Origin of the sequence: Microbacterium sp. 1262, from assembly GCF_040544895.1 — a bacterium.
In the GTDB taxonomy this organism is placed as follows: Bacteria; Actinomycetota; Actinomycetes; order Actinomycetales; family Microbacteriaceae; genus Microbacterium; species Microbacterium plantarum.
In genome coordinates this window covers 1,836,429-1,853,464 of record NZ_JBEPKU010000001.1, presented here as the reverse complement: position 1 = coordinate 1,853,464, position 17,036 = coordinate 1,836,429, and the positions used below count along the sequence as shown (strand labels likewise).

At 71.1% G+C, this 17,036-nt stretch carries 15 protein-coding genes; 13 read left to right on the top strand and 2 right to left on the bottom strand.

Annotated elements, in window-relative coordinates:
- Positions 1-123: 123 nt before the first annotated feature.
- Positions 124-1,554 (top strand): helix-turn-helix domain-containing protein, encoded by a 1,431-nt coding sequence (locus ABIC53_RS08845; protein WP_114588209.1) that lies wholly within the window; start codon positions 124-126, stop codon positions 1,552-1,554.
- A gap of 19 nt (positions 1,555-1,573) precedes the next feature.
- Here ABIC53_RS08845 and ABIC53_RS08840 read toward each other — a convergent pair whose 3' ends face one another.
- Positions 1,574-2,230, bottom strand: coding sequence for an amino acid deaminase (locus ABIC53_RS08840; protein WP_354451161.1), 657 nt, complete (start codon positions 2,228-2,230; stop codon positions 1,574-1,576).
- Positions 2,231-2,310: 80 nt separating this feature from the next.
- Between ABIC53_RS08840 and ABIC53_RS08835 the strand changes: the two genes are divergently transcribed.
- Genes ABIC53_RS08835 through ABIC53_RS08810 form a run of 6 tightly spaced genes read left to right on the top strand, consistent with a single transcriptional unit; the run spans position 2,311 to position 7,288 of the window.
- Positions 2,311-2,976: an HAD family hydrolase gene (locus tag ABIC53_RS08835; protein WP_112616838.1), complete on the top strand. Its 666-nt coding sequence runs from the start codon at positions 2,311-2,313 to the stop codon at positions 2,974-2,976.
- Between the two features lie 57 nt (positions 2,977-3,033).
- Positions 3,034-4,008 (top strand): phosphate/phosphite/phosphonate ABC transporter substrate-binding protein, encoded by a 975-nt coding sequence (phnD, locus tag ABIC53_RS08830; protein ID WP_112616840.1) that lies wholly within the window; start codon positions 3,034-3,036, stop codon positions 4,006-4,008.
- The gene (phnC, locus tag ABIC53_RS08825; protein ID WP_112616842.1) at positions 4,005-4,823 is read left to right on the top strand and encodes a phosphonate ABC transporter ATP-binding protein; all 819 of its coding nucleotides are present in this window, start codon (positions 4,005-4,007) and stop codon (positions 4,821-4,823) included. The genes phnD and phnC overlap by 4 nt, the downstream gene beginning before the upstream one ends.
- Positions 4,820-5,620 carry a phosphonate ABC transporter, permease protein PhnE gene (gene phnE, locus ABIC53_RS08820; RefSeq protein ID WP_354451158.1) on the top strand — a complete coding sequence of 267 codons (801 nt, stop codon included), beginning with the start codon at positions 4,820-4,822 and terminating at the stop codon, positions 5,618-5,620. The genes phnC and phnE (ABIC53_RS08820) overlap by 4 nt, the downstream gene beginning before the upstream one ends.
- On the top strand, positions 5,617-6,450 hold the full coding sequence (gene phnE / locus ABIC53_RS08815; RefSeq protein ID WP_112616846.1) for a phosphonate ABC transporter, permease protein PhnE: 834 nt from the start codon (positions 5,617-5,619) through the stop codon (positions 6,448-6,450). The genes phnE (ABIC53_RS08820) and phnE (ABIC53_RS08815) overlap by 4 nt, the downstream gene beginning before the upstream one ends.
- A complete protein-coding gene (locus tag ABIC53_RS08810; protein ID WP_354451156.1) occupies positions 6,440-7,288 on the top strand; it encodes a MurR/RpiR family transcriptional regulator in 849 nt (282 codons plus the stop codon). Before phnE (ABIC53_RS08815) ends, ABIC53_RS08810 begins: the two co-directional genes overlap by 11 nt.
- Before the next feature lie 8 nt (positions 7,289-7,296).
- On the opposite strand, the gene ABIC53_RS08805 is transcribed toward ABIC53_RS08810, so the two are convergent.
- The gene (locus tag ABIC53_RS08805) at positions 7,297-8,817 is read right to left on the bottom strand and encodes a PucR family transcriptional regulator (protein WP_354451155.1); all 1,521 of its coding nucleotides are present in this window, start codon (positions 8,815-8,817) and stop codon (positions 7,297-7,299) included.
- A gap of 89 nt (positions 8,818-8,906) precedes the next feature.
- Between ABIC53_RS08805 and gabT the strand changes: the two genes are divergently transcribed.
- From gabT to ABIC53_RS08775, 6 genes are read left to right on the top strand one after another with little or no spacing between them, the layout of a single operon-like run.
- Positions 8,907-10,265 carry a 4-aminobutyrate--2-oxoglutarate transaminase gene (gabT, locus tag ABIC53_RS08800; RefSeq protein WP_282502182.1) on the top strand — a complete coding sequence of 453 codons (1,359 nt, stop codon included), beginning with the start codon at positions 8,907-8,909 and terminating at the stop codon, positions 10,263-10,265.
- Between the two features lie 2 nt (positions 10,266-10,267).
- On the top strand, positions 10,268-11,764 hold the full coding sequence (locus ABIC53_RS08795) for an amino acid permease (RefSeq protein ID WP_354451154.1): 1,497 nt from the start codon (positions 10,268-10,270) through the stop codon (positions 11,762-11,764).
- On the top strand, positions 11,757-13,115 hold the full coding sequence (locus ABIC53_RS08790; RefSeq protein WP_354451152.1) for a flavin monoamine oxidase family protein: 1,359 nt from the start codon (positions 11,757-11,759) through the stop codon (positions 13,113-13,115). The genes ABIC53_RS08795 and ABIC53_RS08790 overlap by 8 nt, the downstream gene beginning before the upstream one ends.
- The gene (locus ABIC53_RS08785) at positions 13,112-14,014 is read left to right on the top strand and encodes a universal stress protein (protein ID WP_354451150.1); all 903 of its coding nucleotides are present in this window, start codon (positions 13,112-13,114) and stop codon (positions 14,012-14,014) included. Before ABIC53_RS08790 ends, ABIC53_RS08785 begins: the two co-directional genes overlap by 4 nt.
- Positions 14,011-15,570 carry an APC family permease gene (locus tag ABIC53_RS08780; protein WP_354451149.1) on the top strand — a complete coding sequence of 520 codons (1,560 nt, stop codon included), beginning with the start codon at positions 14,011-14,013 and terminating at the stop codon, positions 15,568-15,570. The genes ABIC53_RS08785 and ABIC53_RS08780 overlap by 4 nt, the downstream gene beginning before the upstream one ends.
- The gene (locus ABIC53_RS08775) at positions 15,567-17,033 is read left to right on the top strand and encodes an NAD-dependent succinate-semialdehyde dehydrogenase (RefSeq protein ID WP_274178527.1); all 1,467 of its coding nucleotides are present in this window, start codon (positions 15,567-15,569) and stop codon (positions 17,031-17,033) included. Before ABIC53_RS08780 ends, ABIC53_RS08775 begins: the two co-directional genes overlap by 4 nt.
- The last annotated feature ends 3 nt before the right edge of the window (positions 17,034-17,036 follow it).

Here is a 17,036-nt window from a genome sequence, read left to right as displayed (position 1 = left end):
CCGGGCGCAGCACCGCCGGGTTCGAGGAGAAGATCGGCCGATCTTCTGCTTTCGTGACAGAATCCCGCCATGACGCGCAAGGACGCCGTCGCCGCCGCGGGCGTGGCGCTCGACGATGAGGACATGGACGCCTTCACGATCGGCCGGCGCATCCGGCAGATCCGCACCGGACGAGGGATGACCCTCGACGACCTCGCCGCTGCCGTCGGGCGTGCGCCGAGCCAGCTCTCGATGATCGAGAACGGTCGCCGCGAGCCGAAGCTCTCGCTGCTCCGCACGATCGCGCGCGCCCTCGGCACCTCGCTCGATGCGCTCCTCGAGTCCGAGGAGCTGGATCCCCGTGCGGCCCTGGAGATCGAGGTCGCCCGCGCGATGGCGGGGCCGACGTTCCGAAGCGCCGGGATCACGCCGTTCCGCATCCCGCGCGCCGTGCCCGACGAGGTGCTGCGCGCCCTTCTCGCGCTGCAGGGCGAGATCGAGCGGCTGCACGACGAGCGCGCGGCGACTCCCGAGGAGGCGCGGCGCGCCAACGTCGCCCTGCGGCGTCTTATGCGGACGCAGAACAACTACTTCCCCGAGCTCGAGCAGCAGGCGCGGGAGCTGCTGGCGGCGGTCGGGCACCCGGGCGGGCCGCTGACGCAGCGCACCGCGAGCGACATCGCGGGGCATCTCGGCTTCAGCATCCATTACGTCGCGGATCTGCCCCAGACGACCAGAAGCGTCGCCGACCTCGCCCATGGGCGGCTCTACCTGTCGAGCCGCCTCGCTGCCGCGACGTCCGCCGATCCGCGGACCGCCGTGCTGCAGGCGCTGTCGAGCCGCATCCTCGGTCACACCGAGCCGGCCAGCTACGACGAGTTCCTGCGGCAGCGGGTGGAGACCAACTACCTCACCGGTGCCCTGCTGATCCCCGAGGCCGATGCCGCGCCCGCCCTGCGCGAGGCCAAGGAGCGGCGCGCGATTTCCATCGAGGATCTGCGCGACGCGTATTCGGTGACGTACGAGACCGCCGCGCACCGATTCACGAACCTCGCGACGGAGCATTTGGGCATCGCTGTGCACTTCCTCAAGGTTCACGAGTCGGGGACGATCACGAAGGCGTACGAGAACGACGACGTCGACTTCCCGACCGACCGCCTCGGCGCCATCGAGGGGCAGCTGTGCTGCCGGGAGTGGACGAGCCGCGCGGTCTTCGACGTCGATGACCGCTTCAACCCGTACTACCAGTACACCGACACCGGCAACGGGACCTATTGGTGCACGGCTCGCGTCGAGCATTCGAGCGAGGGCGCGCACTCGGTCAGCGTCGGCGTGCGGTTCGATGACACGAAGTGGTTCCTCGGGCGCGACACACCCCATCGCGGGGTGTCACGGCACTCGGTCGACGTGTGCTGCCGACGTGCGCCGGCCGACCTCGAGGAGCGGTGGCGTGCCGCCGCGTGGCCGAACGTGAAGACCCCGCGCACGCTGCTGGCGACTCTGCCGACCGGCGCTTTCCCGGGCGTCGACACGACCGACCTCTACGCGTTCCTGGAGGCGCACGCCCCCTCCTGAAGCACCCCGTCGACTCGGGTCAGGGAGCGGCGTTCCACCGGGGGCGGTAGGGGGTGCCGGGGGCGGGCGAGGCAGTGTCGATCGCGGTCAGGACGGCGGCAGCGTCGGCGACGGGGAAGGTCGTCACCAGGCGGATGCCGTCGTCGGTGACACGCGCGTACACGAGCGCGGCGGCACCGGTGGATGCCGACAGCACGGTGACGTACTCGCCGCCGGCCTCGGACCGCGCCGCTGCGGGGGAGCGGAGCAGGCTCGTCGCCGCGTCCGTCACCCGTTCGAGCAGCGTCGGCCCGTCCGCCCAGGGCGCGAACGCAGCGTCGGCGAGCCCGAACGCGCGGGCGAGCTCGGGGCCGAGCCACCGTTCGCGCTTCAGGCCGTACGGCGTCGGCGTCAGCGAGAGCAGGTAGCCGTACACGTGAAGGAGGCCCGCGTTCCCGACCGGCCAGGCACTCGGCTCGCCGGCGAGATCGTGCAGCCGGTCGAAGACCGCACGGTCGAGCACGGGCGCACCGACGTTCTCGTCGACGATGGTCGACCGCGACCAGCGTGCGAAGCGACCGGATGCCGCATCCTGGGCTATCGATCGCGAGAGCCAGGGCACCGCGTCGAACGCCTGCCCGGCGTCGCCGCGCGCGGCGGTCGCGGCCGCCGCATCGAGTCGTCGGATCTCGTTCATCCGCAGTTCATCGACTGTGGGATTTGTGTCCACGTGTGCACCTAACGATGGACGAAGCGTCCACTCAGAAAGTCCGATCCGTGCCGAACCCTGCTCTCATCATCTTCGATTTCGACGGAACCGTCGCCCTCGGCGACGGGCCGGTGCTCGCCTACGCGCGTGCTGCCGCCGCTGCCTCCGGCGATCCCGACCGGTTCCTCGCCCGGGTCGACGACGGGCTGCGCGGCCGACCGTCCGGTGCTGGGGCGCCGCTCGACGCGTACGACGTGATCCGGCTCGTGGCCGAGGACGCGGGGGTCGGGGCCGAGGCGCTGTCGCGTGCCTACCTCGACAGCCGCGCACTGCTGGGCACCGATCTCGCTCCCGTCGAGGCGCCGGTCGGGCTCGCCGCGGTCGCCGAACGCCTGCCGGCCGAGTGCGTCCTCGTCACCAATGCCCCGGCGACCCGCGTCGCGGAGACCCTCGACGCGCTCGGGCTCGGCGACGCCTTCGCGCGCATCGTCACCGACGCGGGCAAGCCCGCGGGGCTCGAACGGCTGCTCGACGCGCCCGAGGTCCGTGACCGCCGGGTGCTCGCGGTCGGCGACATCTGGCGCAACGACCTCGAGCCCGCGCACCGGCGCGGACACGACACCGCGCTCGTCGGTCCGTGGACGGATGCCGCGGCATCCCCGACCTTCCACGCCGACACGCTCACCGAACTGCTGCCGCGCATCGAAGCGTGGGCCGCGGCATCCGCCCCCTGACTCCGTACACCTCTCACACCACTCCTTTCCCACCCCTCACCCGAAGGACATCCACTCATGCGCACCACCCGACTTCTCGCCGCGGCCGCCGTCAGCGCCATCGCCGCCATCACCCTCGCCGGCTGCGCGGGCTCGCCCGCCGCCGGTGACACCCCTGAGGCCGCCGCCGACCCGACGTCGCTCGTGCTCGCGCTCGTCCCCTCGCAGGACCAGAACGGGCTCGTCGAGACCGCGGCTCCGCTCACCGACTACCTGAGCGACGAGCTCGGCATCGAGGTCACCGGTGTGGTCTCGAAGGACTATCAGGCCGCCGTCGAGGCGATGGGCGCCGGCCAGGCGCAGATCGGCTTCCTCCCGTCGCTGCAGCTGTGGCAGGCCAACGACATGTACGGCGCTGACGTCGTGCTGCAGACCGAGCGCAACGGCAACATCAGCTACCCCGCGCAGTTCATGACGAACAACCCCGACAAGTACTGCGACGACGCTCCCGTCGAGCGCGACGGGATGCTCTTCTGCAACGGCGCCGACGCGATGACGGGCCCCGCGGGCCTCGACTCGATCACCAAGGTGAAGGGCGCGAAGGTCGCCGTGCTCGGACCTGGGTCGCCCGCCGGCTACATCTACCCGATCCTCGCGCTGCAGGAGGCCGGGCTCGACACCGACAGCGACATCGATCAGCTGCCCGTGACCGCGAACGACGCGTCCGTGCTCGCCGTCTACAACGGTGACGCCGAAGTCGGGTTCAGCTTCTGGGACGCGCGCACGATCGTGAAGAAGGACACCCCGGACGTCGGGCAGAAGGTCGTCGTGTTCGCGATGACCGAGGAGATCCCGAACGACGGTGTCGCGCTGAGCTCGGACCTCTCGCCCGAGCTGCGCGAGCGCATCGCGACCGCGCTGGAGGACTTCTCGAACACCGCCGAGGGCTCGGAGGTGCTGCAGAGCATCTACTCGATCACGAAGCTCGCACCCGCCGACGCCTCGTCGCTCGACGTCGTCGCACGCGCCGCGCAGGCGCTCGGACTGCAGTGACCGACACCACTGCACGCGATGCCGGGGCCGCGGCCCCGGCATCGCCGTCGGGCATCCGGCTGCACGACGTCACGGTGCGCTACCCGAACGGCACTCTCGGCCTGCGCGGGGTCTCGCTCGAGATCGGTGCGGGCGAGATGGTCGCCGTCGTCGGGCTGTCGGGATCGGGCAAGTCGACCCTCATCCGCACGATCAACGGCCTCGTCCCCGTGACCTCGGGCGTGCTCGAGGTCGGCGGCGTGCGCGTCGACACGGCGCGTGGGCGCGAGCTGCGTCGCCTGCGCGGCGACATCGGCATGGTGTTCCAGGGCTTCAACCTCGCCGGTCGCACGAGCGTGCTCAACAACGTCCTCGTCGGTCGCCTCGCCCATACCCCGGTGTGGCGCACCCTGCTGGGCGCCTACCGGTCCGACGACCGCCGCCTCGCCTTCGAGGCGCTCGAGCGCGTGGGGATGCTGCCGCGGGTCTGGGATCGCGCCGCCGCTCTCTCGGGAGGTCAGCAGCAGCGCGTCGCGATCGCCCGCGCCCTCGCGCAGCAGCCGCGCATCGTCCTGGCCGACGAGCCGGTCGCGAGCCTCGATCCGCCCACGGCGCACGGGGTCATGAAAGACCTCCAGCGCATCAACACCGAGCTGGGCATCACGGTGCTGGTGAACCTGCACCTGCTCGACCTGGCGCGCACCTACGGCGTGCGACTGATCGGGATGCGGGCGGGCGAGGTCGTCTACGACGGCCCGGCAGCGGATGCCTCCGACGCGGACTTCGCCGGCATCTACGGGCGATCGCTGACGGCCGAGGACCGGCTCGACGCATGAGCGCGCCCGCACTCATCGTCCCGCCGCGACCCCGCGGACGTGCGGTGCCGTGGCTGGTCGCAGGGATCGTCACCGCGATCACGGTGGTCACCTGCCTTCCCGGCATCGGCGTCGGGCTCGACCTGTCGGGCATCGCGCGCAACTGGCAGCACGGAGCCGACAAGGTGCTCGGATTGCTGCAGCCGGACTGGACCTTCTTCCCGCGGACCGTCGCCCCGCTGCTGGAGACGCTCCAGATGGCGGTGATCGGCACCGCGGTGGGGGCCGCGCTCTCGCTGCCGCTGAGTCTGTGGGCGGCTCGGCCGACCAACCCGCGCCCGGTGCTGCGGGGTGCGGTCCGCGCGATGCTCAACATCGTCCGGAGCGTTCCCGACCTGCTGTCGGCGGCGATCCTGGTGGCGATGGTCGGGGTCGGCGCGCTGCCCGGCATCCTCGCCCTCGTGATCTTCAACGTCGGCATCATCGTGAAGCTGGTCTCCGAGCAGATCGACGCGATGGACACGGGGCCCCTCGAAGCGGGCCGCGCCGCGGGCGGGACGCAGCTTCAGATCAATCGTGCCCTCGCCCTGCCCGACACCTGGCCCGCGTTCGCGGCGCAGACGCTGTACGTCCTCGAGCTCAACGTCCGCGCGTCGACCGTCCTGGGGCTCGTCGGCGCCGGCGGCATGGGCCTCATCATCGACGCCGTGCGCACCTTCTACCGGTACGACCAGCTGTCGCTCATCATCCTGGAGATCCTCGTCGTCGTGCTCGTCATCGACGCCGCCAGCTCCGCCCTGCGACGGAGGCTCGCATGACCGCTCCCGTTCTCGCCGATCCGCGACGCACGTCAGCGCCGGCCGTGCCCTCCCGCCCGCGTCGACGGGTGCGCACCGTGGTCGCCGCCGCCGTGACGATCGTCGTCATCCTGGCCTTCTGGTCGGTGGACATCACCTGGTCGCGGCTGGCTGACCTGCCCGCCGAGCTCGTGCGCTACGGCTGGCTCATGTTCTCGTCGCCGACGTGGGAGAAGCTGCCGGACGCTCTGTGGCAGACCTGGCAGAGCGTTCAGATGGCGTGGGTCGGGACCGTGCTCGGGGTCATCGTGGCAACACCGCTCAGCCTGGTGGCGGCCCGAGGGTTCGGTCCGGCATGGCTGCGCTCGATCCTGCGGTTCGTGTTCTCGACGATTCGCGCCGTTCCCGAGATCATCTTCGCGATCATCATCCTCTCGATGACCGGGCTCACGCCGCTCACGGGGGCGCTCGCCCTCGCGGTGAACGGCATCGGCACCCTCGGCAAGTGGGGGTACGAAGCCGTTGAAGCCGTCCCCGCCGGACCCATCGAAGCGGCGCGCGCGGCCGGGGGCAGCCCGGCGCAGGTGCTGCGATGGGGCGTGTGGCCGCAAGCGACCCCGGTGTTCCTGTCGTTCTGGCTCTACCGCTTCGAGATCAACGTGCGCTCGTCGGCCGTCCTCGGGCTCATCGGAGTCGGCGGGATCGGCGACATGCTGACGACCTACACCCAGTACCGTGAGTGGTCGACGGTGGGGATGCTGCTGATCGTCGTGATCGTCGTCACGATGACGATCGACGGCATCTCGGGCCGCATCCGCCGACGGATCATGGAGGGCGCACGTGTCCGGTAACGCTCCGCCGACCGTGCGCATCCAGGCGCTCCGCAACGGGCTGCAGCCGACCGAGCGCCGCGTCGCGGACGTGATCCTCGACGCGCCCGAGGTCGTGGTCGAACTCACCGCGCAGCAGCTGGCCGACCGTGCGGGGGTCGCGCGTTCGTCGGTGGTCCGCGCCTGTCAGACGTTCGGGTTCCGCGGCTATCCGCAGCTGCGGGTCGCGCTCGCCGCCGAACTCGGAGCGGCCGCGCCGGCGCCATCCCACCACGGCGACGGGGCGCTCGGGCGCGTGCGCAGGTCGATCGATCGAGCCGCGGCGTCGCTGCCGGCGTCGACGAGCCTGCTCGAGGCTGACGAGGTCGAGCGAGCGGTGACGGCTGTGGTCGGCGCCGGCAGGCTGCTGGTCGTCGCCAACGGACTCTCGTCGCCGGTCGCGAGCGATCTCGCGATGCGCCTGACCGCCGTGGGGCGGCCAGCCGAGGCGATCGCCGACGTCATCGCGCAGCAGATCTCCGCTCGGCAGCTCGGCAGTCGTGACGTCTGCATCGTCGTGAGCGGCTCGGGCGCGAACGAGGCGAGTCTGCGGGCCGCGGCGGCGGCCGCGACCGGGGGAGCCGTCGTCATCGCGATCACCTCGTTCGCGGCATCCCCGCTCGTCGAACGAGCCACGCACGCGCTCGTCATCGCGCCGGCGGGGACGAGCTTCCGCGATGAGCTCGAGCACACGTCGCGGGCCGCGCACGCGCTGTTCGTCGAGGCTCTCGCCGACGAGGTGGCCGCGCGCCTGCCCGGCGGCGCGAGCGCCGTGCGCGCGCAGGTGCTCGAGGTCCTCTCCGACAATCTCGGGGCTTGAGCACGGGGTCAGGGGGAGAGGCGGAGGGCCGTCCAGACGGCGGCGCGGTCGGCGAAGCTCGACAGGTCGCGGCCGAGCAGGCGCTGGGCCAGGGCGATGCGCGTGCGGACGGTGTGTCGATGCACGCCGAGGGCGCGCGCCGTCGACTCGTGAGCGCCGTCGTGGTCGAGCCAGGCGACGAGCGTCGCCTCGAGCGCCGTGCCGTGACGTGCATCGTGGGTGCGTAGCGGGGTGAGCTCGGCTCCGGCGCGGGCGCGAGCGGGCGCCGTCGCGAGATCGTCGAGCAGGTCGCCTGGAGCATCGACGACATCGGTGACGGCACCCGGACGCCCGCGGTCGCGCGCGAGCCGGGCCCGGTCGCGGGCCGCCGTCACGTCGTCGTCGGTCGTGGCCGCCGCGGTCCCGAGCCGCCACGACAGCCGCGCGGCGATCTCGTCGAGCAGGTGCCGTTCGTTCGTCCCGACGATGAGGAGCACGCCGTCCTCGTCGCGACCGTAGAACAGCCGGCCGCCTGCGGCGTGATTGTCGAGCACTTCGCGCGCGCCGGTCGGCGCGTGCGCATCCGCCACCGCGACGACGTAGGGCGCGGCGGGGAAGCCGCCCCAGGCATCGGTCGCCACCTTCCGTGCGAGGGCGAGGTGCCCGTCGGCGAGGAGGTCGACGAGCGCAGCGCGCAGCCCGCTCCACGCGCCCGCGGTCATCCGGCGCTGCTCGAGAGCGAGGCCCGTCGTCGCGACGACGGCGGTGACGACGGCGCGGGCGTCCTGGTCGAGTTCGGCGCCGGCAGTGACGAGGACCCCGCGCTGACCCCCCGAGCCGAGCGTCTGCAGCGTCACCGGATAGCCCGCCAACCGCATCGCCGCGCCAGTTCCCCCTCCCCGTCGCAGCAGCGCCGCAGCCTCTGCCCCGATGGCCCGGCGCAGTTCGCCGTCGACCGCGGACCGGGCGGAGGAGTGCTCGTGCGTCAGCGTTCCCGAGGCGTCGTAGAGGCCGACCCACGCGCCGAGCTGGCGCGCGAGCTCGGCCAGCGTCGCGTCGAACCCGTCGGGCCGCAGGGCGGCGATCGCGAGGGCGCGCTGCGCGTCGAGCGCCCAGCTGCGCCGAGCGTACGCCTGCGCGGCGATGGCTTCCGCGGCGGCTCGGGCGACGGCGATGAACGGGGTCCGATACGGCACCTCGAACAGCGGCATGCCTGCCGTGGTGCAGGCGAGCCGGAGGGAATCGGGGATGCCGTCGCGGACCACCTCCGTGCCGAAGCCGAGCCCGCGGACACCGCGCGCCCGCAGGCGGCCGACGTAGGCCTCCGCCTCCGCATCCGCATCGGAGTCCCCGGCGAACTGGGTGCCCGTCGTGAGCAGGACGACGTCCTCCGAGAGGAAGGGGGTGGGGTCGGCAAGATCGGAGCTGTGCACCCAGCGCACCGGCGCGTCGAGGTTGGCGTCGTCGGCAGGCGTCGCGAGGCGCAGATCGAGTTCACGCCGGGCCAGCAGGGCGCGGATCGTCGGTGACGGGGGAGCGGCGGCGGGCATCGGATCCTGTACGTGCTGGCGATAAGAGGTGGCATCACTGTACAACCCGGTGAATGCGGGTTGCGCGATGCGCGTCTTACTGTCGCGGAATGAGCACCACGACCTCGACGCCGACCATCCCCCTCGGCGGCCCGACCCTCCCGCAGGAGCGCCGTGTCGTCACCGCGATCCCCGGACCCCGCTCCGAGGAGCTGCTGGCACGCAAGGCAGCCGCCGTCCCGGCCGGTGTCGGCCACACCGCGCCGATCCATGCCGTCGCCGCGGGTGGCGGAGTCATCGTCGACGCCGACGGGAACTCGCTCATCGACCTCGGCTCGGGCATCGCCGTGACCTCGGTCGGCAACGCGCATCCCGCCGTCGTCGCCGCTGTGCAGGCGCAGGTCGCGCAGTTCACCCACACCTGCTTCATGATCTCGCCGTACGAGTCGTACGTCGCCGTCGCCGAAGCCCTCAACCGGCTCACCCCCGGCGACCACGAGAAGAAGACCGCGCTGTTCAACTCGGGCGCCGAAGCGGTCGAGAACGCCGTGAAGATCGCACGCAAGGCGACCGGCCGTCAGGCGGTCGTCGCCTTCGACCACGGCTACCACGGCCGCACGAACCTCACGATGGCGCTCACCGCGAAGTCGATGCCCTACAAGAGCGGATTCGGGCCCTTCGCCCCCGAGGTCTACCGTGCGCCGCTGTCGTATCCGTTCCGCGACGGACTGTCGGGCCCGGATGCCGCGGCCCGCGCGATCTCGCAGATCGAGAAGCAGATCGGAGCCGACAACCTCGCCGCCGTCATCATCGAGCCCATCCAGGGCGAGGGCGGGTTCATCGTCCCCGCCGACGGGTTCCTGCCGGCGGTCGCCGACTGGTGCCGCGAGAACGGCGTCGTGTTCATCGCCGACGAAGTCCAGACCGGCTTCGCCCGCACCGGTGCGATGTTCGCGAGCGAGCACTTCGGCATCGTCCCCGACCTGATCACGACGGCGAAGGGCATCGCGGCGGGCCTGCCGCTCGCGGCCGTCACCGGCCGCGCCGACCTCATGGACGCCTCGCACCCCGGTGGCCTGGGCGGCACGTACGGCGGCAACCCCGTCGCCTGCGCGGCGGCCCTCGCCGCGATCGACGCCTTTGAGAACGACGGCCTGATCGAGCGCGCTCAGCAGATCGGGGCGCGCCTGACAGCTCGTCTCAACGCGATGCGCGAGAGCGACCCCCGCATCGGGGATGTGCGCGGGCTCGGCGCGATGATCGCCGCCGAGTTCGTCGACCCCGCCACCGGCGCCCCCGACGCCGCGCTGACCTCGGCGATCGCCAAGGCGTGCATCGCGGAGGGCGTCATCGTCCTCACGTGCGGCACCTACGGCAACGTGATCCGGTTCCTTCCGCCGCTCTCGATCGGCGACGAGCTGCTCGACGACGGTCTCGACGTCATCGCCGCGGCTCTCGGGCGGGCCTGAGCGTGGCGGCCCCGAGCTCCAGCGGCTGGGAGAACCCGGTCTCGCCCGAGACGTCCGCGGGGCTCGGGGCGGTGACGAAGGCGCGTTCGAACAAGCTGCGGTCGCGCCACGTCACGATGATCACTCTCGGCGGCATCATCGGCGCGAGCCTGTTCGTCGGATCCGGCAACGTCATCCGCACGGTCGGGCCGGCCGCGGTCCTGTCGTACCTGCTGGGCGGTCTGCTGGTCTTCCTCGCGATGCGCATGCTCGGCGAGATGGCGGCGTCGCGTCCGGCGATCGGCTCGTTCATGGAGTACGCCCGCGTCGGGCTCGGTGACTGGGCTGCCTATCTCGTCGGCTGGCTCTACTGGTACTTCTGGGTCGGCGTGCTCGCCTACGAGGCGGTGCTCGGCGGCGAGACGATGCACACCTGGTTCCCGGTCATCCCCTCCTGGGGCTGGTCGCTGATCCTGCTCGCGGTCTTCGTCGGCACGAACGTCATCTCGGTCCGCACGTTCGGCGAGGTCGAGTTCTGGCTGGCCAGCATCAAGGTGCTCGCTATCGTCGTGTTCCTCGGCGCCGGCATCCTCTTCGCCCTCGGGCTGTGGCCGCAGGCGACCTTCGCCGTCCCCAACCTGTGGGAGCACGGCGGGTTCGCCCCCAACGGCATCGGCGTCGCCTTCACCGGCGTTGCCCTCGTGATCTTCTCGTACTTCGGCACCGAGATCGCCGTCATGGCGTCGGCCGAATCCGTCGATCCCGCCAAGGGCATCCGGCAGGCGACCAGCACGATCATCTGGCGCATCCTGCTGTTCTTCGTCGGGTCGGTGCTCGTGATCGTCACCGTCGTGCCCTGGGATGAGCTGCCGGCGCCGACGGATGTCGCGAACGCGCCGTTCACGGTCGCGCTGTCGCGCTTCGGCATCCCCGGGGCCGACGTCATCATGCAGCTCGTGATCTTCACGGCCGTCATCTCGGTCCTCAACTCGGGCCTGTACTCGGCCTCGCGGATGTTCTCGGCGCTGGCCGACAAGGGCTTCGCCCCGAAGCTCGTCGCGCGGCGCTCGCGCAACGGCGTTCCCGTGATGGCGCTGCTGGCCTCGACCATCGGCGGGCTCATCGCGACGCTCGTGAACTTCCTCACGCCGGGGTCGGGCATCTTCGACTTCATCATGAACTCGGCCGGCCTCGTCGCGCTCTTCGTGTACGTCTTCATCGCCCTCACCCAGCTGCGCCTGCGTCAGCGGATGACGCCCGAGGAGGTGGCCGCGCTCAAGCTGAAGATGTGGCTGCACCCGTGGCTCAACATCTTCCTGATCGTCGCGATCGCCGCCGTCGTGGTGGTCATGCTCACGACAGAGTCGGGGCGTTCGCAGGTGTGGACGAGTCTCATCGCCACCGGTGTACTACTGGTGTTCTGGCCGCTCGTGCGCCGCAACCTGCGCGCCCGTCGGCTCGACCGGGAGAGTGTCGCCCCGGTCACGGGTTCTGCCAACGAAGGAGTCGGAAATGACTGAGATCACCCGCGACGTCACGATCGTCGGAGCCGGCGCGGCCGGACTGACGGCCGCGAACGACCTGAGGAAGGCCGGGCTGTCGGTCGTCGTGCTCGAGGCGCGCGACCGCGTCGGCGGACGCCTGTGGACCGACGAGATCGACGGCGCCATGCTCGAGCTCGGCGGACAGTGGGTCTCGCCCGACCAGCACGCGCTGATCGACACGCTCGCCGACCTCGGGCTCGAGACGTACACGCGGTATCGCGACGGCGACAGCGTGTACGTCGGTCCGGACGGGCAGGCGCGGCGCTTCCGCGGCGAGATGTTCCCGGTGGCGCCGGAGACCGAGCGCGTCATCGACGAGATCACCGCGCGGCTGGACGAGATGGTCGCCGAGATCGACCCCGACCGGCCGTGGGCGCACGAGAAGGCGGCCGAGTGGGACCGCATCTCGTGGGACGCGTGGCTGCGTCAGCAGACCGATGACGACGAGGCGGTGCGCAACCTCGCCTTCGCCACGGGATCGGCGATGCTCACCAAGCCGACGCACACCTTCTCGCTGCTCCAGTCGCTGCTCATGGCGGCGTCGGCGGGCTCGTACTCGCACCTGGTCGATGCGGACTTCATCCTCGACAAGCGCGTCGTCGGAGGTCTGCAGCAGGTGCCGCTGCGCCTCGCGGAGCGGCTGGGCGAGGACGTCCTGCTGGGCCAGCCGGTGCGCTCGATCGAGTACTCCGACGCGGGTGCGGTCGTCCGCACCGACGAGGTCACGGTGCGGGCACGCCACGTCGTGCTCGCTCTGGCGCCGGTGCTCTACAACCGCATCTCGTTCTCGCCGCCGCTGCCGCGTCTGAAGCACCAGATGCACCAGCACTTCTCGATGGGCTTCGTCATCAAGGTGCACGCCGTCTACGACCGGCCGTTCTGGCGCGAGCAGGGGCTGTCGGGCACCGCCTTCAGCCCGTACGAGCTGTCGCACGAGGCGTACGACAACACCAACCACGGCGACGAGCGGGGCACGCTCGTCGGGTTCGTGTCCGACCAGAACGCGGACGACCTCTTCCGCCTCTCCGCGGACGAGCGGCGCGAGCGCATCCTCGAGTCGCTCTCGCACTACTACGGACCCGAGGCGAAGAACCCGATCGTCTACTACGAGAGCGACTGGGGCAGCGAGGAGTGGACGCGCGGCGCCTACGCCGCGAGCTTCGACCTCGGCGGCCTGACCCGTTACGGCGCTGAGCAGCTCGAGCTCGTCGCACCGCTGCACGTCGCGTGCAGCGATCTCGCCGGACTCGGCTACCAGCACGTCGACGGAGCGATCCGCATGGGCCACCGCGTCGCCGACGAGATCCTCGAAGCGGACCGCGCATGAGCCGCTCGGCGTCCGGCGGCCGCATCGTCGTCGGATACACCGCGACCAAGGCGGGGCGGGATGCCGTGGCCTTCGCGAGTCGCCTCGCGACGGCATCCGGGGCCGCGCTCCACCTCGTGCTCGTGCTCCCCGCCCAGAAGCCAGGGGTCGTCCCGCCGGACGCGGGCTACGAACGGCTGCTGCGCGAGCAGGCCGCCGGCTGGCTGCGGGAGGGCGCCGCGGAGGTGCCCGAGGGTGTGTCGCACCGCGCACACGTCCGCTACGGCGAGTCGGTCGCCGCGGGGCTCATCGACGCGGCCGATGAGCTCGGCGCGTCACTCATCGTCGTCGGGGCCGCCGACGGCGGCAATCGGGGCCGGCACCGGCTCGGCACGACGACGACCGAGCTCGTGCACTCGTCCGACGTGCCGGTCGCCCTGGTTCCGCGCGGCGCGCGCCGCGTTCCGGTCGAGACCGGCATCACGCGCCTGACCGCCGCCGTGGGCGAGCGCGAGGGCACCGAGCTCCTCATCGAGGCGACCATCCGGCTCGCCGCGGCGACCGCGGCACCGGTGCGCCTGCTCTCGCTCGTCGCCCTCGACCTGCCCGCGGGGCTCGACACCGGCGCCATCCGCACGGTCGGTCAGAACCACGCGCAGGAGGTCCTGGACGAGGTCCGCGGAGCTCTTCCGGCCGAGGCCGAGGTCACCGCCGTGGTCGCGGCCGGCGACGGCATCGAGGACGCCGTGTCGCACCTCGAATGGGAGGCCGGCGAGGTCGTCATCGTCGGCTCCAGCCGTCTCGCGCAGCCGCGACGGCTCTTCCTCGGCTCCACGGCGGCGCGCATGCTGCGCGTCGTCACCGCCCCCATGATCGTGGTGCCCCGCACCCGCAGCGACCGCGAAGGAGCGAGCGCATGACCCGAGCAGAACAGGCGGGGGTGCCCGCGGGCGACCCCGTCACCGGCGGCATCTCCCGGAAGGGGCTGAGCGCCGGAACGGTCGGCCTCATCGGAGCAGTCGTCATCGGCATCTCCTGCATCGCCCCGGCCTACACCTTCACCGCGGCGGTCGGGCCGACGGCATCCGTCGTGGGCACTCAGGTGCCGGCGATCGTGCTCGTCGGCTTCATCCCGATGCTGCTCGTCGCCTTCGGATACCGCGAGCTCAACAACCGCATGCCCGACTCGGGTACGAGCTTCACGTGGGCGACGCGCGCCTTCGGCCCGTGGATCGGGTGGATGGCCGGCTGGGGGCTCGTCGCCGCCACGATCCTCGTGCTCTCGAACCTCGCGGGGGTCGCCGTCGACTTCCTCTTCCTGCTGATCGCCCAGCTCACCGGACAGGAGTCGATCGCCGGCCTCGCCTCCGTGGTCTGGATCAACGTCCTCGTCTGCGTCCTGTTCGTCGCCGCGGCGACGTTCATCTCGTACCGCGACATGCAGACGACGCAGAAGCTGCAGTACGGACTCGTCGCCTTCCAGGTCGTCGTCCTCGTGCTGTTCGCGATCGCGGCGATCGTCGAGTCGGTGTCGGGCAACGCCTTCGACGCCACGGCGTTCGACTGGTCGTGGTTCAACCCGTTCGCGGTGCCGACGTTCAGTGCGTTCGCCGCCGGGCTCTCGCTGTCGATCTTCATCTTCTGGGGCTGGGACGTCACATTGACGATGAACGAGGAGACGAAGGACCCCGAGCGCACGCCGGGACGCGCCGCGACGATCACGGTCGTCATGATCGTCGCCCTCTACCTGCTGCTCGCGATCGCGATGATCATGTTCGCCGGCGTCGGCACGGGCGAGCTCGGGCTCGGCAACGAGGACATCCAGGAGAACGTCTTCTTCCACCTGTCGGGCCCGATCCTCGGCCCGCTGGCGTTCCTCGTCTCGCTCGCGGTGCTCACCAGCTCGGCGTCGTCGCTCCAGTCGACCTTCGTCGGGCCGGCGCGCACACTGCTCGCGATGGGCCACTACGGCGCCCTCCCCGAGAGCTTCGCGAAAGTGAGCCCCCGATTCTTCACGCCCGGCTACGCCACGATCGTCTCGGCGATCGTCGCATCGGGCTTCTACGTCGTCATGCGTATCGTCAGCGAGAACGTGCTGTGGGACACCATCCTCGCGCTCGGCATGATGATCTGCTTCTACTACGGCCTGACGGCATTCGCCTGCGTCTGGTACTTCCGGCGCCAGTGGTTCGACTCGGTGCGGAACGTCTTCTTCACGTTCCTCTTCCCGCTCGTGGGCGGCGTCATCCTGGCGGTGCTGTTCGTCACGACGCTCATCGACACGATGGATCCCGCGTACGGCAGCGGATCGCAGATCGGCGGCATCGGCTTGGTGTTCATCCTCGGCGTGGGAGTCATCCTCGTCGGCGTCGTCGTGATGGTGTGGCAGGCCGTGAAGCGCCCCGCGTTCTTCCGAGGCGAGACTTTGACCAAGGATGCGCCGGTGAGCCGGCGCGCGAGAGGAGTGGCGCGATGACGCACGAGAACGAGACACGACTGCTGGCGGGAATCGAACGCGGCCTCTTCATCGGCGGCGAGTGGGTGGATGCCGAGGGCGGCGCGACCTTCCCCGTCACCGACCCCTCGACCGGCCGCACGCTCATCGAGATCGCCGACGCCTCGCCCGCCGACGGCATCCGCGCCCTCGACGCCGCCGTCGCGGCACAGGAGGAGTGGGCCGCCACCGCGCCGCGCGTGCGCAGCGACATCCTGCGCCGCGCGTTCGACCTCGTGCAGGAGCGCAAGGAGGACCTGGCGCTGCTGATGACGCTCGAGATGGGCAAGCCCCTCGCCGAGGCGCGCGGCGAGGTCGTCTACGGCGGTGAGTTCCTGCGGTGGTTCAGCGAGGAGGCGGTGCGCATCTCGGGCCGATACGGCCTGAACCCCGAGGGGACCGGCCGCATGGTCGTCTCGCAGCGTCCCGTCGGTCCGTCGTTCTTCATCACGCCGTGGAACTTCCCGCTCGCGATGGCGACCCGCAAGATCGCTCCGGCGCTTGCGGCCGGGTGCACCGTCGTGGTCAAGCCCGCGGCGCTCACGCCGCTCACCACGACGTTGTTCGTCCAGATCCTGCAGGAGGCGGGCCTCCCGGCGGGCGTCGTCAACGTCGTCAACGCGACGCGCTCGAGCGAGGTCGCCGCGCCCATCATCGCCGACCCCCGGCTGCGAAAGCTCTCGTTCACCGGCTCGACCCCGGTCGGGCGCAAGCTCATCGAGCAGGCGGCGGAAGGGGTGCTGCGGGTCTCGATGGAGCTCGGCGGCAACGCCCCGTTCGTCGTGTTCGACGACGCCGACCTCGACAAGGCGGTGGAGGGCGCGATGCTCGCGAAGTTCCGCAACATCGGGCAGGCCTGCACCGCGGCCAACCGCTTCATCGTGCACGAGTCGATCGCCGACGAGTTCGCCGACCGGCTCACCGAGCGCGTCTCGGCGATGAAGATCGGTCGCGGTACCGAGGACGGCGTGCAGATCGGGCCGCTCATCGACGAGAAGGCGGTCGCGAAGACGGGCGCGCTCGTCGAGGATGCCGTCGCGCGGGGCGCCACGGTGCGCACCGGCGGGTCGGCCATCGACGGGGAGGGGACGTTCTTCGAGCCCACGGTCGTGACCGAGGTCGCCGCGGGCAGTGACATCCTGCGCGAGGAGATCTTCGGACCCGTCCTGGCGATCGCGACCTTCTCCGACGAGGACGAGGCCGTGCGCCTGGCCAACGACACCGAGTACGGACTGGTGTCGTACGTGTTCACGCAGGATCTCGCGCGCGGCCACCGGATGATCGATCGTCTCGAGACCGGCATGATGGGCCTGAACGTCGGGGTCGTCTCCAACGCGGCGGCCCCGTTCGGTGGTGTGAAGCAGTCGGGAATCGGGCGCGAGGGCGGACTCGAGGGCATCCACGAATACCTCTCGACGAAGTACACCCTGATCCCCGCCGACTGACGA

What these genes read in the sequence shown, in the direction of transcription:
- ABIC53_RS08845 (WP_114588209.1), top strand. Translation starts at nt 124, where the DNA reads ATGGACGCCTTCACGATCGGCCGGCGCATCCGGCAGATCCGCACCGGA.
- ABIC53_RS08840 (WP_354451161.1), bottom strand. Translation starts at nt 2,230, where the DNA reads ATGAACGAGATCCGACGACTCGATGCGGCGGCCGCGACCGCCGCGCGC.
- phnD (WP_112616840.1), top strand. Translation starts at nt 3,034, where the DNA reads ATGCGCACCACCCGACTTCTCGCCGCGGCCGCCGTCAGCGCCATCGCC.
- phnE (WP_354451158.1), top strand. Translation starts at nt 4,820, where the DNA reads ATGAGCGCGCCCGCACTCATCGTCCCGCCGCGACCCCGCGGACGTGCG.
- phnE (WP_112616846.1), top strand. Translation starts at nt 5,617, where the DNA reads ATGACCGCTCCCGTTCTCGCCGATCCGCGACGCACGTCAGCGCCGGCC.
- ABIC53_RS08805 (WP_354451155.1), bottom strand. Translation starts at nt 8,817, where the DNA reads ATGCCCGCCGCCGCTCCCCCGTCACCGACGATCCGCGCCCTGCTGGCC.
- gabT (WP_282502182.1), top strand. Translation starts at nt 8,907, where the DNA reads ATGAGCACCACGACCTCGACGCCGACCATCCCCCTCGGCGGCCCGACC.
- ABIC53_RS08790 (WP_354451152.1), top strand. Translation starts at nt 11,757, where the DNA reads ATGACTGAGATCACCCGCGACGTCACGATCGTCGGAGCCGGCGCGGCC.
- ABIC53_RS08785 (WP_354451150.1), top strand. Translation starts at nt 13,112, where the DNA reads ATGAGCCGCTCGGCGTCCGGCGGCCGCATCGTCGTCGGATACACCGCG.
- ABIC53_RS08780 (WP_354451149.1), top strand. Translation starts at nt 14,011, where the DNA reads ATGACCCGAGCAGAACAGGCGGGGGTGCCCGCGGGCGACCCCGTCACC.
- ABIC53_RS08775 (WP_274178527.1), top strand. Translation starts at nt 15,567, where the DNA reads ATGACGCACGAGAACGAGACACGACTGCTGGCGGGAATCGAACGCGGC.